Genomic DNA, 15,268 nt, shown 5'->3' on the forward strand with positions numbered 1-15,268 from the left:
GATGAATATCGCAGCAATGAACAACGTTGTATACGGTTATGATGGGGTCCCTGTCATACATAACGTCTCGCTTCGGATTGAATCCGGCGAGTTTATCGCGGTCAGCGGGCCGAATGGTGCTGCCAAGTCGACGCTGCTGAAACTGCTGCTGGGCTTGGTGAAGCCGTGGAGCGGCGAGGTCAGCTACGCACCGAATTTTAACCGGAAGGCCATCGGGTATTTGCCGCAGCAGGCAGCCTCGTTCAACAGCGGATTTCCGAGCAAGGTGATCGAGCTGGTCCGTTCCGGCTGCTATCCGAAGCTTGGATTGTTCCGCCGCTTCGGCGCCGAGCAGCATGCGCTCGTGGAATGGAGCCTCCGGCGGGCGGGAATGTGGGAATACCGCAGCAGAAAAATCGGCGGGTTATCCGGCGGTCAGAAGCAGAAGGCATGCATCGCTCGCGTCATGGCCCAGCAGCCCGACCTGGTCGTCCTGGACGAGCCGGTAACTGGCATGGATGCAGGCAGCAGGCTGCAATTTTACCAATGGATGAGGGACTATGTATCCGCGGATGCCAGACGCACGGTGCTCATGGTGACGCATGGACTGGATGAAGCCCGTCCCTATTTAGACCGGGTCATCCGGCTGGAAGGAAAGGAGGAAGACTGCCAATGCTTCACTTCGAATTCATGCAGCGCGCCTTTTGGGCAGGAGGTCTTATTGCATTAATCGCGCCGATCCTCGGCGTGTTTCTCGTCCTGCGGCGGCAGTCGCTGATGGCGGACACCCTGTCGCATGTATCCATGGCGGGCGTGGCGCTTGGGAGCGTCCTGCATATGAGCCCTGTACTGGCGGGATTCCTGTTTGCGGTAATTGGCGGGATTGCGATTGAACAGCTCAGGAGGTCCTACCGCGCTTACAGTGAGGTTCCGGTCGCGATCATTATGACGTCCGGGCTGGCGCTGGCGATGGTGCTGATGAGCATGAAGAGCAACCTGAGCAAAAGCTTCAGCAGCTACCTGTTCGGCTCCATCGTGGCCGTGAATCCATCGCAGCTGATGATCATCGCCGCGGTGACGGCGGGTGGACTGATCTTCTTCGCCGTCCTTCGGCGCCACCTCTATACGCTGACATTCGATGAGGAGACGGCTGCCGTGGGCGGCGTACAGGTCAAGCTGCTGACGTTCGCATTCGCGGTCATGACGGGACTGATCGTGGCTGCGGCGATGCCTATCGTCGGCGTCCTGCTGGTTTCGGCACTGATCGTGCTGCCTTCCGCATTTGCGCTGCGCTTTGCCGGCGGCTTTCTGCAGGCGTGCATCCTGGCGGTTTGTGCCGGCCTGACCGGCGTGTTCGGCGGCCTGTCGGCTTCCTATTACACGGATACTCCGCCAGGCGGCACGATTGCGCTAACGCTGCTGCTGATCCTACTTGCGGGTATTGCCGTCCAGAAGGTCGGCCAGCGCCGCAGACAGCGCCACTTGGGAGAAGCGGTCAGGGCCGTCCCGTCCGCATCCAGGCAGGTAATGAGCACATCCTATCAAGAAGAGGAGACAAACGTATCATGAATAAAAGAACACCCTTTCTATCTGCACTTATCGTAAGTTCGATGATCCTGGTCCTGGCCGGATGCGGATCGGCAGCGAAGAAGGATAGCGCTGAGCCGGCTGCGGCGACCGTGGCCGGCAAGGACAAACTCAAAATCGAAACGAGCTTCTACCCGATGTATGAATTTACCCGCCAGGTTGCCGGCGATTTGGCGGACGTGCATCTGCTCGTTCCTGCAGGCACCGAGCCCCACGACTGGGAACCGACGCCGAAGGATATGGCCGCGATCGAGCAGGCGGACATGCTGGTCTATAACGGAGCCGGCTTGGAGAGCTGGGTGGATCAGGTGGTCTCCGGCTCGGACAGCAAGGGGATGACAGCGATAGAAGCGAGCAAGGGCTTGGAGCTGATCCCGGGAACGGAAGAAGAAGACCACGATCATGACCATGATGCTGCAGATGGAGACGCGCATGCGACTGAAGCGGAAACAGGGCACGAAGAGGAGCCTGCCCATGAGCATGAGCATGAACACGAGCACGATCACGGCGCTTTCGATCCCCATGTTTGGCTGTCGCCGAAGCTTGCCATCGGAGAAGTCCGCACGATCGAAGCAGCGCTGTCTGCAAAAGCGCCGGAGCACAAGGCACAGTTTGAAAAAAATGCCGCTGCCTACATAGCCAAGCTGCAGCAGCTGGATGAGCAGTACACGAAAGAGCTGTCGGGCACGAAGCGCAAAGATTTTGTTACGCAGCATGCAGCTTTCGGATACCTGGCCCACACGTATGGACTGACGCAGGTACCGATTGCCGGTCTCTCTCCCGAGCAGGAACCGTCAGCGCAGGCGATGGCGGAGGTCGTGAAGTTCGCCAAGGCTCATCAGGTGAAGACGATTTTCTTCGAGACGCTGGTATCCTCCAGTGTAGCGGATACGATCGCCAAAGAGGTCGGGGCGAAGTCGGCCGTGCTGAATCCGATCGAGGGGCTGACCGCCGAAGACGAGGCCAATAACCTCGACTATCTCCAGATTATGCAGACAAACTTAACGGCGCTGGTGAAGGCGCTGAATGAATAATCCCATGACAGGAGGACTTGCTCTTATGAACCAATCATCCGTCATTCCGGTCACCGTCTTGAGCGGTTATCTCGGATCTGGCAAAACGACGGTTTTAAACCATGTGCTGAACAACCGCGAAGGCGTCAAGGTCGCCGTCATCGTGAACGATATGAGCGAAATTAACGTGGACGCGCGGCTCGTTCAATCGGAGACTTCCTTGTCCCGTACAGACGAAAAGCTAGTCGAAATGTCCAATGGCTGCATCTGCTGCACGCTGCGGGACGACCTGCTGCAGGAAGTCCGCAAGCTGGCGGAGGAGCGGAGATTTGACTACATTCTGATCGAATCGACAGGCATCTCCGAGCCGATCCCCGTTGCCCAAACGTTTCATTACCAGGACGAAGCCTCCGGGATCGACCTGACGAAATACGCTCGGCTGGACTGCATGGTTACCGTAGTCGATGCGTACCGCTTCTGGCTTGATTTCGCCTCCGGGGAGACGCTGCTCGACCGGAAGGAAGGCGCCGGGGAGGAGGATGACCGCGATGTGGCCGATCTGCTCATCGATCAGATCGAAACCTGTGACGTGCTGCTCCTGAACAAATGCGACCTGGTGGAAGAAGAGGCGTTAAACCAGCTGGAGGGATTGATCCGGAAGCTGCAGCCCTCAGCCAAAATCATCCGGACCGTGAACGGGGAGGTCGCACCGGGTGAAATCATGAACACAGGCCTGTTCGATTTTGATGCGGCGAGCCAGTCTTCCGGCTGGATTCAGGAGCTGCAGCGCGAACATCATACGCCCGAAACGGAGGAATACGGCATCGGCTCCTTCGTGTACCGCCGGCGGGTCCCGTTTCATCCGGAGCGGCTTGCCGCGCTGCTGTCGGACTGGCCGGAGGAGATCGTCCGCGCCAAGGGATTGGTCTGGCTTGCTGTCCGCGGCGACATGGCAGCGAGCATCAGCCAGGCTGGTCCGTCGATCCAATTTGGCCCGGCAGGCTATTGGGTCGCTTCGCTTCCGGAGGCGGAGCAGCGCGAATGGCTGGCACAGGAGCCTGATCTCCGGCGCAGATGGGAAGAAACCTGGGGTGACCGGATGAACGAGATTGTGCTGATCGGGATCGGCATGGACCGGGAAGGCATTACCCGCCGCCTCGATGAGTGCCTGCTGACCAGCGGAGAGATGGAAATGAACTGGGCGGAGTTTCGTAATCCGCTGCCTTGGATCGAAATCCAGTAACATACGTTCCGTAGAGAGCTTGGCCGTCCGAAAAAGGGTTCATTCGGGCGGCTTTTTTTCGTAAATCGCCAAGTTACGCCTTCCGAGGCTCTATGGAGCATCACATGCCCGTCCCGCGTTTGAATTTGCCGGATTGCGTGTAAAGGATAAGGGACTTCACCCTGCCGCCCATGCGTGAAAACGCAGGCTCGGGGAGACACTACGGTCAAATCCAAGGAGGGACGATGCTGGCATGAAAGCTGTAACCTATCAGGGCAAAAAGAAGGTGGAAGTGAAGGAGGTCGGCGATGCGAAGCTTGTCAAGCGGGATGACATTCTCGTCCGGGTGACGAGCACCGCGATCTGCGGTTCGGATCTTCACATTTACCACGGGCTGATTCCGGGGATGTACGACGATTATGTCATCGGTCATGAGCCGATGGGGATCGTTGAAGAGACCGGACCGGACGTTACCCGCGTAAAAAAAGGCGACAGGGTCATCATTCCTTTCAATGTTGCGTGCGGAGAGTGCTTTTTTTGCCAAAACCAGATGGAAAGCCAATGCGACAACGCCAATGACGCCAAGGATACGGGCGGTTATTTCGGCTACTCGGAGACGTACGGCGGTTACATGGGCGGGCAGGCGGAGCTGCTCCGGGTCCCCTTCGGCAATTTTGTACCGTTCAAGGTACCGGAGGATGCGGAGGTGGAGGACGAGAAAATCCTGTTCCTCTCCGATATTCTTCCGACCGCCTATTGGGGCGTGGACAATGCCGGCGTGAAGCCCGGCGATACGGTCATGATTCTCGGCTGCGGCCCGGTCGGTCTGCTGGCGCAGAAATTCGCCTGGCAAAAAGGGGCCAAGCGTGTCATCGCTGTCGACCATGTGGACTATCGGCTGGAGCATGCCAAAAGAACAAACAACGTGGAGACGTACAACTTCGAGAAGACTCATGACATTGACCAAACGCTGCTGGAGGCGACAAAGGGCGGAGCGGACGTCGTCATCGACTGCGTGGGACTGGATGCCAAACGGACTGCTATGGAGAAGGTCGAGACAGCCCTGATGCTGCAGGGAGGATCGCTTGGTGCCTTTAATACGGCTGCCAATGTCGTCCGCAAGTTCGGAACGATTCAGGTAATCGGGGTGTACGGCCTGAAATACAACATGTTTCCATTCGGTCATCTGTTTGAGCGAAACGTGCAGGTGAAAATGGGACAGGCCCCAGTCATTCATTACATGCCCGAGCTGTTCCGGCAGATCCAAACCGGGAAAATCGACCCGACCGACATCATTACGCATCGGCTGCATATTAGTGATGCGCCGCGGGCTTACGAAATTTTCGATAACAAGGAAGAGAGCTGCATCAAGGTCGTGCTGAAGCCCTAGGAAGGTATCAAGCGGGTTGAGAAGCACATGCCGCGATATAAGCGAATCATCGAATCACGCGTCCAAAAAGGAGCGGTGTGCAGGTATGATCCTGCCGCCCTCCTTTTTTTCGTATACCTGTACAGCTTCTGACTCTTGCAGTGAGGAAACGCCCCTGCTTTCAAGTTTTTTGCCGACGTTATAAATTCTTTAGAATTGCCTCCTATACTTCTTGGCAGGAGGAGATCATATGAACGAAATGAACGAGACTAACGTACTGGAAGTATTAAACGTATCGAAAAAAGCGGGGGCGCGTACCTTGGTGGACCACGTGTCCTTTTCCATACAGGCGGGGGACGTATGCGGTTTTGTCGGTCCGAACGGAGCCGGGAAAACGACGCTGATCCGGATGATGACGGGCCTCATCAAACCGGGAAACGGAAGCATCCGTATTGACGGAACCGATGTGGGGCGCGAGCGGGTCAAGGCGCTGTCCCGGGTCGGGGCGATTGTGGAATCGCCGATCTTTTTTCCTTATATGTCAGGCAGGGACAACCTGCTGAACCTGGCAAGGCTGCATCCGAATGTGCCGGGGACAGAGCGGAAAGCGCGTGTGGAGGAGGCTCTGTCGATTGTTGGGCTGAGCGAACGGGGCTCGGACAAAGTAAAAACCTACTCGCTCGGCATGAAGCAGCGGCTCGGCATCGCCCAGGCTTTGCTTGGGGATCCGCGGCTGATCATTCTGGACGAACCGGCGAACGGCCTTGACCCGATGGGCATCCGCGAGCTGCGCCAGCTGATCCAGCGGCTGAACCAGGAGCGCGGGATTACGTTTCTGGTTTCGAGCCACCTGCTGGACGAGCTGCAGCGGATTTGCAGCCGCTTTGTCATTATCAAGGAAGGCAAGCTGGTCTGGGAGGGCACAAGCCGCGAGTGGCAGGAGGCAGCCGGGACGAAGGGGATCGAAGAGCACTTTGTGGAGATGATGACCTCATGAACAAATCCTTATTTCTAAGCGAGTGGGAACGGATGTGGAAGCGCAAAATCACCTGGCTGTTCCTGATCGCCATGCCTGTCGTCGTCGCGGCTACCGCCAAATATTATGCCGGCCACAATCGGGGAATTTCACACGCAAGTGCGGAGTATACCTGGGCGGGGAATTTTCCGGTAATGGCCTTGATCGAGCAGCTGATCGTTGTGTTCAATGTGATGTCTCTGATCCTGCTCACGCTTTCCGTCACGGAGGAATACCGCAGCGGGCAGATCCGGATGGTCATGCTCCGTTCGTTTACGGCGGGGCAGCTGCTGCGCGCCAAATGGCTGGCCCATATGGCGGTGATGGCGCTGTATTTTACCGTATACCTGCTGTTGTCGGTGGCCGCCGGTCTGCTGTTCTTTGAGCCTCATGAACACATTCAGCTGTTTTACCATGACCATACCGTTCCCTTAAAAGGGATGATCGGCTACACCTTGTTGTATTATGGACTTGCGTTTCTGAGCGTGCTGGCGATCGGGAGCGTCTTCATGGCGGCGGCCGTCATTTCGCGAACGACGACGGGCGCCGTCGGTTTGGGGCTCGGATTTCTGCTGTGCTCACTCGGATTTCCGCTGATTTATGAGCTGGCCAACCGGGTTGGCGGCCTGGGCCTGCCGGGGATGCTCAAGTATTTGTCGTTGACCGAAATCCAGTACAGCGGAATTGCGGTTATGCTGGGTCAGGCCCAGGCGGTGAGTTCGGAAGCCGCAGCCCTGACCGCGCTGCCTGTGGGCTTAGGATATGCCGCGGTTTTCGGCGTGGGATCGCTGCTTGTATTTTCAAAATCGGACCGGTGGATGTAAGGGGGATAAATGATGCTTGCTATGATGTTAAGCGACTGGGAACGGATGTGGAAAAGGAAAAAGACGCTCGTCAGTCTGCTGATCTTTGTTTTCATTGTGGGATTTGACTGCTTGTTTTTGAGCATGCAGAAGTTGGGGGCGTTCGATAACGTATCGACCGTTCCGCTTGTGTCGGAAAATTTCGCTTTGTTTTTGTTGAAAGAGGTGTCGTTCTTCCTCGTGCTCATTATCGGACCGATGCTGATCATCGACAGCATGAACGGGGAGTACACATCAGGACAGCTGCGGATGGTGCTGATTCGCCCGGTATCCTTCGCCAAGCTGTTCCTGGCTAAATGGATGAACCTGGCGGGAATGCTGCTGCTGTTCACGGCTGCAACGTTTGCCGTCGGCGAAGCCTTCGGCTATGCTTTTCTGCCCGCCGCGGATACCGTGGTGTTTTTGAATCCGGAACAGCAATACGGCCCGACTGGGGCGTTCTTCTACTGCTTGAAGTCTTACGGCCTTTTTTATCTGATCCTGCTGGCGCAGCTGAGTCTGACCAGCCTGATCTGCACGCTGCTGCCGGGCGTTGTGCTCAGTTATTTGGGGTGGATTGCGGTCGCAGCCGGGTCTTTGTATGTCTCAGGCTCACTCGGGTTCCTTCTGATGGGAATGAATACGATCTTTAAATTGACGGCGGGATTATATCATCATCCTTTTTATTTGCCGCTTCTGGTGTGTCTTGGATTCGGTTTTGCCGTTACAATGGGATTATGGCAGCGGAGAGGCTGGACCAAATAGAGAGAGAAGAAAGAGGTACATGGAATGAGCGACAAAATACTGATCGTGGATGACGAAGCCGAAATTGCCGCCCTGCTGGAGCAGGCGCTGACGATGGAGGGGTACGAAGTGATGACCGCCGCAGACGGGCGTGAGGCGCTGGAACGGATCCACGACCGGCCGGATCTGATTATTCTGGACGTCATGATGCCGCATGTCAACGGTTTTGAGCTGTGCCAAATGATCCGCGAGGAAGTAGGCTGTCCGATATTGTTCGTAAGCGCGAGGCAGGCCGAAGCAGACCGGATCCAGGGGCTGTCCATCGGCGGCGATGACTATATTACGAAGCCGTTCAGCATCCGGGAGCTGAAAGCCCGCGTCGCGGCACATCTCCGGGGGAGCCGGCGGGCTGCCGGCCAGCAGGCGGAGCGGTCCACCTTGCGGTACGGGCTGCTCCACATCGATCTGAAGGGGCGGAGCGTCGCCTACAAGCAGACCGAGATTCCGCTGACTGCGAAGGAATTCGACATTATCGAGCTGCTTGCGCTGCATCCCGGCCAGGTTTTTTCCAAGGAGCAGATCTATGACAAAGTGTGGGGGCTTGAGGCGATGGGCGATGCCAGCACGGTAACGGAGCATGTGAAGAAAATCCGGGCGAAGCTGACCGGTACGGATCCGGAAACCCCATACATCACGACGGTTTGGGGGGTCGGCTATAAATGGGAAAAATCGGCTTTATAGAGCGGCTTTCCATTAAAAAGCAGCTGATCTCTACGTTTATCCTGATCATGCTGCTCAGTCTGGTGCTGACGGCGGTAACCTATATTGTTGGCTTCTGGTGGCTCACGAGCAGCAGCTGGTTCAATCCGGCCAATCACTACGAACAGAAGATTCCGGCGATTGCCGCGTACTCGCGCAGCTTGGGAGAAGCGGTGCTGGATCCGGCCAGCCGGCCGAAACTGGAGGAGAAGATTCCCAGAGAAGGGATCAAGTATCAAGTGATGGACGCCGGGGGCAAGGCGTTATACGGAACGCTGACCGGACCGGTTTTTAAGCAAAAAGGGGATTTGGTCCAACGCTTAAATACCTCTTTTTCGCGGCAGCCCAGCATCGGGTTCGGCGGCGTCATTACGAAGATCGTCCCGGTGACGTCTTCCTCAGGAGAGCTGCGCGGCGCCATCGCGCTGGAGTACAAGCTTGAGGTGACTTCCAACGGTGGCCCAGGGTCAGCGGATATTCTCAAGTTCGCCCTGAATATTTGTTTTCTTGCGGCACCTTTTATTTACATTGCGCTCTTTACTTATATATTTGCATCCCGGTTCGGAAGGCGGATCAGCCGTCCCGTTCACGAACTCATCGATGCATCCGAGCGGATCCGCAGGCAGGATCTTGATTTTACGATCACTTACAAGGCGGCCAATGAGCTGGGGCTACTCACCGATTCTTTTGAAAAGATGCGGGCTGCTCTAAGAGACTCCCTGCTCCGGGAATGGAAGCTTGAGCAGGAGCGCCGGGATATGATGGACGCCATCGCCCACGACCTCCGGACACCGATGACGATTATTCAGGGCAACGTAGAAATGCTGACGGATACCGCGGGAGTGATTCCGCGTGACAAGCTGGAAGAACGCCTGCGCGTGGTGGAGGGCAACATTCAACGGGTCAACCGGCTGATTCAGGATATTCAGGTGGCTTCCGAGAAGGATATGGAGTATTTTCCGCTATATGTGAAGGAAACGGATGTTGCGGAGTTTGCAGGCGCCAAAGAACGGGAGATCCGTTATCTGTGCGCGGGCAAGCAGATCCGGCTGGAATATAAGGTGACCGATGAGCGGCCGGAGCCGTATCCCGTCTATATGGACGTCCAGCGCGTCGGGCAGGTTCTGGATAACGTCATTACGAACAGCCTCCGGTATGTTCCGGAGAAGGGGAGCCTCAGCGTATCCCTCACCATTCGCGAGAAGGACATCCGGTACGAAATCTGTGATACGGGGCCCGGCTTCAACGAAGCGGACATTCCGAATCTGTTCCGAAAATTTTACAAAGGCGACAAGGGACAAACCGGGCTTGGCCTGTATACAGCCCGAGTCATTTGCGATAAGCATGGGGGAGGCATTCAGGCTTCCAACCGGCCGGAGGGCGGGGCCTGCATTACGTTTACGGTTCGGACGGACATGCATAACCGTGAATCGGGGCAATGAACGGAAAGCGTCGATAAGGCACCGGCAAAGACAGGATGCGTTCATCCTGTCTTTTGTTTTGTCGGCGGCGGGTCTCACAACGAAACGGTTAAATGAGATCCCCTAACCGATGTTTATGCGAAAGGATGCTTCCCCTTTTTTCGTCTTAACAGGCTTGAAGTGATGGCGAGCATCCAACGCGTGTTTTTTTGGGATTTGACGGACTTATAACGATCGGCCGATTCCGTAGTTTCTGATACGCGGGCATGTTTGCGGTGATGCTCAGCTTGGCGGTATTCCATCAACTTTTCTTGTACATAATGATGTTCCAGCATGTGTTCTCCTCCTCGAATAAACGTTCCGGTATTGGATGAATCTGTCTTTTCTCTGTCTAATGCCATTATGATCTATTCAAAAGGGGATAAAAAGTGTATACTTGCGCAAAAGGATTTCCTCTTTTATTTGGGACGTCAAGCAAGGAGGGCTGAGTATGCTGTTGGATGAAAGGTATTTGCTGCTGCATGAGCGCTTTGGCGGCGGCACGGAGCTGGGGATACCTATCGAAGTGACGCTGGATGAGCTGGCCGATGCGCTGTATTGCACCAGCCGTAACGCCAAGCTGATTTTAAGAAAACTTGAAAGCGAGCATTTGATTGATTGGCTGCCCGGGCTGGGCCGGGGGAACCGGTCGAGGATCGTGTTCAAAGCTGACAAGGAAGCCTACTTGATCGAGTATTCCCAGCATCTCGTGGAGAACGGCGATTACAAACGCGCCTTCGACCTGATCGGGGGATTTGGAAACGGAACGTACGCCAAGCCGAAATTTCTGGAATGGCTGGATAACCACTTCGGCTACAAAAAAGGGGAAGAAGGCGGCCCCGATGATACGCTGATCTTTCCCGTGCTGAAATCTCCGCATACGCTGGATCCCGCCGATTTGCTGTACTCGTTCGATTCGCATTTGATCCGGCAAATTTTTGACCGGCTGCTGAGGTTTGATGAACAGACCGGCACGATTGCGCCGATGATCGCTCATACCTGGTCTTCGAACGACAGCGCCACGGAATGGACGTTTTATTTGCGCAAGGGGGTTCGCTTCCATAACGGACAGGAGCTGACCTCACGCGATGTGCAGTTCACGCTCGAACGCCTTAAGGACGGGACGGCCAACGGATGGCTGATGCGAGGCGTAGAGTGTGTTGAGACGATCGGACCCCGGGTTCTGCGGGTCAAGCTGAACCGGCCTAACCGGATGATTGACCGGTTCATGTGCTCGGCGGCGGCTTCGATTCTGCCCTTCGGCTTTGCAGGCATGGAAGAGGACAGCTATTGGAGCCATCCGCTCGGAACGGGACCGTTCCGTCTGGTCACTTGGACCAGCGGCCGGATCGGGATGGCGGCGTTTGACGCCTATTTTCAGGGGAGGCCGTATCTGGACGGCGTAGACATCGTGATCATGCCGGAAGACTGCAGCACGGAAATGGACGGAATCGCCAAGGTTCACCACAGTCTGGATACGATGCGTATGGACCGGAGTACGCCGGAGGATACCTGGCAGGAGATCGAGAAGCTGTGCCAGGGCTGTACGCTGCTTACCTGGAACGTGTCACGTGAAGGTGTGCAGCAGTCGGAGGCGTTCCGGCGGGCCGTGCGGATGATCCTGCATCCCGGTGATATGGTGGCGGAGCTGGGCGGCGAACGGGCGCTGCCGGCTTTTGGGTTCCGTCCTGACGCGAGCCGTTCCCATGCGGTGGAACCGACGCGTCCCGATCGCGTCCGGAGGGCGTTGGAAGAATCGGGTTATAACGGAGAGGTCCTCCGCTTTGCATGCCACCAAAAGTATGGGGAAGACGGCATGTGGGTCGTAAACCGGCTGGCTGCCTGGGGAATCCAGATCGAGACCCTGGATTATGACCAGTGGCCGGAATCGGATTTCGTCATCTCCGGCCTGGTATTTCCCGAAGACGAGGTATGCGAAATTGAAGCTTATGAACACCGGGACTGCGTCATGCAGGCTTATTTTGACCGTGAACGGAAGGAGTGGATTACCGGCCGGATCGATGCGGCCGTGGCTGCTGAATCCACGGATCAGCGGCGGATGTTCCTGAAGGAGATCGAGGAGCATCTCCGAGACGAGGCGACGGTTATTTTTCTGCACCACCGGAGGCTGAGCACCTTTTTACATCCCTCGGTACGCGGTGTCAGCCTGAATCCCCTCGGGTGGATCGACTTTAAGGATGTATGGCTGGAACAGGCATGACGAAAGACTGCAAAAGCGAAGCTCATGCTCAAATATGAAACGTTGGTGAGGCGTAGGACATCATCTGTTGCTTAATAATAAAAGCAGGCATGCCGCGGGATGAACCCCTCTGTATGCCTGCTTTATTCATAAATACCGATTAGAATTTAAAAATCTGGATCGTCTTCTGCAGCTGGAACACGGCCTGTCTCATTGCTTCGGTCTCATCGACGACCGCCTCGATCGACTTCATCTGCTCGTTCATGGCGGCGGACACCTGCTCCGTACCGGCAGAGGACTGCTCGGTGATGGCCGAAATATTCTGGATGGCCGCCGATATTTTACGGGCACTGTCCAGCATCAGGTCACTTTCATTTGAGAATGAAGTGATTTGCTCGGTTATGTATTGTACGCTTTCGACGATGTGGGCAAAGATCTGCTCGGCCTCGCGGATCCGTTCATTTTGCTGCTGCACCACATCCTCGTTGATCTTGATGTTGTCAATCGCCTGGTGAATGCTCTGCTCAATGCTTTTAACGAGGCTGAATACTTCCTGCGTAGACGCCGTTGATTCCTCCGCAAGCTTGCGGACTTCCTGGGCCACCACGGCAAAGCCAAGCCCATGCTCGCCTGCCCGCGCCGCCTCGATCGAAGCGTTTAAGGACAAGAGGTTGGTCTGTTCGGCAAGTTCGGAAATCGTCTTGGTGATCTTCGTGATGCCTTGGGCATTTTTGGACAGCGTGTCAATGGTCTTGGCCACATTCTCCGTTGCTTCGACGTTCTGTCGCATCCCTTCCGCCTGCTTCTCCACAGACTGGCGTCCTTTCTCTACGAGGCTGAAGGTAATTTCGGACTGCTGCTTCATTTCCTTGGTAGAGGCCGCATAGTTGCCGACTTTGAGCTCGATGGCCTGGATGGATTCGGTCATGCCGGCGACGTCCGAGGAAATTTCGTTTGCGCCGACGGCCAGCTCGTTGGCCGAAGTGGCGACTGTCGCCATGACGGTTTTAAGCTCCTGATTTTTATCCGCGATACCGCGGCTCGAATCCATCACCTGGCGGGTGATGCTTGACGCGTCATTCAAAATTTTCTTCAGCTTGTCCACCATGCTGTTAAACGATCGGCTGACGTCGCCCATGGAACCCGATTCATCGACACGGCTCGTAAAATCGCCTTTGGCAATGCTGGCGATGGCGTTAGCGATGCTGTCAAACGAGGATGTAAGCGTTTTCTCGATGTAGCGGGCTAAAGGGTAAGTCAGTGCGGCAAAGATGATGACGAACGCCGCGCCGATCAGGATTTCCCCGATCAGAATGAAAATAATCAGGGCTGGGAGTGCGAACAATGCGGCCACCAAGTAACATCCGGCCATGACTCGCTGGGACAGAGGAAGATTCTTCAGCCAAGACATAGGAAAATAGACCTCCTTCAATTGAGCAAATTTTACCATATTATAACATCGATATGAGCAAAAGGTCTATATATGAATATTTTTGTCGATTCACTACATGAAAGTGATTCTATGAAGCCATAATAAACTAAAAAAGTGATTTGTCAGGAGGTTGTTACCCGATGCGTTTGGTATGGATGATGTGCATCATGGCTCTAATCTTTGGAGCTCCGGCAGGAGATGCATCAGCAAGGCCGGCCGATTGCAAAATCGAGAAGAGTCTGTTTAAATCAAACGTCCAGCAGGAAGGAAACGTCTGCAACGTTCATATCAAACGCAGCGATCTGAACGTATCCCTTATGGGCCGTCACCTGTCGCCGGAGCTGATGGATCTTGCCCTGGGTGCCACTTTCGAGCACACGGACCCGCAAGGAGCGAAGGGGGCGGTGACCGGTGAATTCGCGCTGCTGGAGGACGAAGTCAATCCGGTCATTGATGCGCTCCGCAATGGCAAGATCAACATCTCGGCCGTGCATAACCATTGGATGCAGCAGGAGCCGGAGGTGCTGTACCTTCATTTTCAGGCGGAAGGAGACCTCGCCTCCCTCAGTCATACGGTATACCATGCCATGGAAGCGGTGAAACACCAAGGCACGGTCCGTTAAAACTGTTTATTTACCGCCTCCAGATCAGTGAAGGAAGGAACAGCAGGGGCGAAGCGCGGCTTTAACAACTCGGTGCCTGCCGCGGCTGCAATGGATGCCAGGCAAAGAAGCAATCCGGCGGCCGCCACGACGGGCAGCGCTGACCACTCGAAAATGGTGCGGCCCGCGGCGGTCTGAATAGCGACCGCGGCAACGGATACGATCCAAGCGGCGCTGCCTGTATGCAGAAGCAGCTGTGCGCGCCGGGCTTCGGCCCGTGAGCGCTCCAACAACCAGCCGAGCAGCGGCAGAACCTGCAGCGCATGAAAACCAAGGCCGTGCAGGACGATGATATTGCCGCCTGCTCCTGTAAAGCGCCCGTTCAGGGCGATCATCCACAACCCGGCCGCAAAGCTAAGCGTCACCGTCACAAATGAATAGCGGATGCCGAGGATCAGCAGCGGCCGTGCGGCCAAGAGCTTGTGGCGGAAAAAGGCAACGGCAACAACGGTCGTCACGATAATAAGGATGAAGGACGCAAGGCCAAACGCGGTTCCGGCGATCGTATCGATGATGGAACCGGATTGCGAGAACCGCGGGTTCACGCCCCGAAAATGCTGGATCGTTTCTACGGCGTATGCATAGACGACGATCGGAACAAACACCCGGCGGATGGCCGTCCGCGCCCTTGCTTTAAAGCCGGACAGCGGCAGCAGCATGGCAATCGACAGCATAAATACGCCGATCGCCGCATTGAACGAAAAGGCACTGGCGACATTGCCCTCCGGCGGTACAACCGGGCCGAACATGCCGATATAGGCAGCGATGCCCGCGGCAAGGACAAACCCCACAACACCGAGCCAAGCGAGCAGCTTCTCCTCCGCAAAGAGGCGTCCGGCGCCCCGCAAAGCCAAACGAATATAGTTTTCCATCAATCTTCAAACCTCCTGTTTTTTATTTATTGATAAATAAATATATAGGCTACAAAAAAGGCAGTTACAGACTGCCTTTTTGTATTCTCTGTTTTGCTCCAGACCGGCTGGA

At 55.8% G+C, this 15,268-nt stretch carries 15 protein-coding genes; 12 read left to right on the top strand and 3 right to left on the bottom strand.

The features are described from left to right. Nucleotide 1 precedes the first annotated feature (1 nt). The 10 genes from ABID47_RS14620 to ABID47_RS14665 all read left to right on the top strand — a co-directional run bounded on the left by ABID47_RS14620 (nucleotide 2) and on the right by ABID47_RS14665 (nucleotide 9,972). Nucleotides 2-709, top strand: coding sequence for a metal ABC transporter ATP-binding protein (locus tag ABID47_RS14620; protein ID WP_116231099.1), 708 nt, complete (start codon nucleotides 2-4; stop codon nucleotides 707-709). Next, nucleotides 646-1,548, top strand: a complete 903-nt coding sequence (locus ABID47_RS14625) for a metal ABC transporter permease (RefSeq protein ID WP_354498757.1) — start codon at nucleotides 646-648, stop codon at nucleotides 1,546-1,548. Before ABID47_RS14620 ends, ABID47_RS14625 begins: the two co-directional genes overlap by 64 nt. Next, nucleotides 1,545-2,600 (top strand): metal ABC transporter solute-binding protein, Zn/Mn family, encoded by a 1,056-nt coding sequence (locus tag ABID47_RS14630; RefSeq protein ID WP_354497678.1) that lies wholly within the window; start codon nucleotides 1,545-1,547, stop codon nucleotides 2,598-2,600. The genes ABID47_RS14625 and ABID47_RS14630 overlap by 4 nt, the downstream gene beginning before the upstream one ends. A 25-nt stretch (nucleotides 2,601-2,625) precedes the next feature. After that, nucleotides 2,626-3,822 carry a GTP-binding protein gene (locus ABID47_RS14635; protein ID WP_354497680.1) on the top strand — a complete coding sequence of 399 codons (1,197 nt, stop codon included), beginning with the start codon at nucleotides 2,626-2,628 and terminating at the stop codon, nucleotides 3,820-3,822. A 232-nt stretch (nucleotides 3,823-4,054) separates the two neighbouring features. Continuing rightward, complete coding sequence (locus tag ABID47_RS14640; protein ID WP_354497682.1) at nucleotides 4,055-5,191, top strand: zinc-dependent alcohol dehydrogenase; 1,137 nt, start codon at nucleotides 4,055-4,057, stop codon at nucleotides 5,189-5,191. Between the two features lie 238 nt (nucleotides 5,192-5,429). Then, nucleotides 5,430-6,167: an ABC transporter ATP-binding protein gene (locus ABID47_RS14645; RefSeq protein ID WP_354498759.1), complete on the top strand. Its 738-nt coding sequence runs from the start codon at nucleotides 5,430-5,432 to the stop codon at nucleotides 6,165-6,167. Beyond that, a complete protein-coding gene (locus ABID47_RS14650) occupies nucleotides 6,164-7,009 on the top strand; it encodes an ABC transporter permease (RefSeq protein WP_354497684.1) in 846 nt (281 codons plus the stop codon). The genes ABID47_RS14645 and ABID47_RS14650 overlap by 4 nt, the downstream gene beginning before the upstream one ends. Before the next feature lie 9 nt (nucleotides 7,010-7,018). Then, entirely contained in the window at nucleotides 7,019-7,792 is a 774-nt protein-coding gene (locus ABID47_RS14655) for a hypothetical protein (protein ID WP_354497686.1), read from the top strand. Nucleotides 7,793-7,816: 24 nt separating this feature from the next. Then, nucleotides 7,817-8,512, top strand: coding sequence for a response regulator transcription factor (locus ABID47_RS14660; RefSeq protein WP_354497688.1), 696 nt, complete (start codon nucleotides 7,817-7,819; stop codon nucleotides 8,510-8,512). Further along, nucleotides 8,491-9,972, top strand: a complete 1,482-nt coding sequence (locus tag ABID47_RS14665) for a HAMP domain-containing sensor histidine kinase (RefSeq protein ID WP_354497690.1) — start codon at nucleotides 8,491-8,493, stop codon at nucleotides 9,970-9,972. The genes ABID47_RS14660 and ABID47_RS14665 overlap by 22 nt, the downstream gene beginning before the upstream one ends. A gap of 113 nt (nucleotides 9,973-10,085) precedes the next feature. On the opposite strand, the gene ABID47_RS14670 is transcribed toward ABID47_RS14665, so the two are convergent. Further along, on the bottom strand, nucleotides 10,086-10,286 hold the full coding sequence (locus tag ABID47_RS14670; protein ID WP_354497692.1) for a hypothetical protein: 201 nt from the start codon (nucleotides 10,284-10,286) through the stop codon (nucleotides 10,086-10,088). 155 nt (nucleotides 10,287-10,441) lie between these two features. Here ABID47_RS14670 and ABID47_RS14675 point away from each other — a divergent pair, with 155 nt between their 5' ends. Next, entirely contained in the window at nucleotides 10,442-12,211 is a 1,770-nt protein-coding gene (locus ABID47_RS14675) for an SgrR family transcriptional regulator (RefSeq protein ID WP_354497694.1), read from the top strand. Between the two features lie 139 nt (nucleotides 12,212-12,350). On the opposite strand, the gene ABID47_RS14680 is transcribed toward ABID47_RS14675, so the two are convergent. Continuing rightward, nucleotides 12,351-13,601: a methyl-accepting chemotaxis protein gene (locus ABID47_RS14680; RefSeq protein WP_354497696.1), complete on the bottom strand. Its 1,251-nt coding sequence runs from the start codon at nucleotides 13,599-13,601 to the stop codon at nucleotides 12,351-12,353. Nucleotides 13,602-13,762: 161 nt separating this feature from the next. On the opposite strand from ABID47_RS14680, the gene ABID47_RS14685 reads away from it, so the two are divergent. Then, entirely contained in the window at nucleotides 13,763-14,245 is a 483-nt protein-coding gene (locus tag ABID47_RS14685; RefSeq protein WP_354497698.1) for a DUF1259 domain-containing protein, read from the top strand. Here ABID47_RS14685 and ABID47_RS14690 read toward each other — a convergent pair. Further along, nucleotides 14,242-15,156, bottom strand: coding sequence for a hypothetical protein (locus tag ABID47_RS14690; RefSeq protein WP_354497700.1), 915 nt, complete (start codon nucleotides 15,154-15,156; stop codon nucleotides 14,242-14,244). The two genes, ABID47_RS14685 and ABID47_RS14690, sit on opposite strands and share 4 nt — an antisense overlap. Between the last annotated feature and the right edge of the window lie 112 nt (nucleotides 15,157-15,268).

The sequence above is a fragment of the Paenibacillus favisporus genome, assembly GCF_040545415.1.
Taxonomy (GTDB): Bacteria; Bacillota; Bacilli; order Paenibacillales; family Paenibacillaceae; genus Paenibacillus_AQ; species Paenibacillus_AQ favisporus.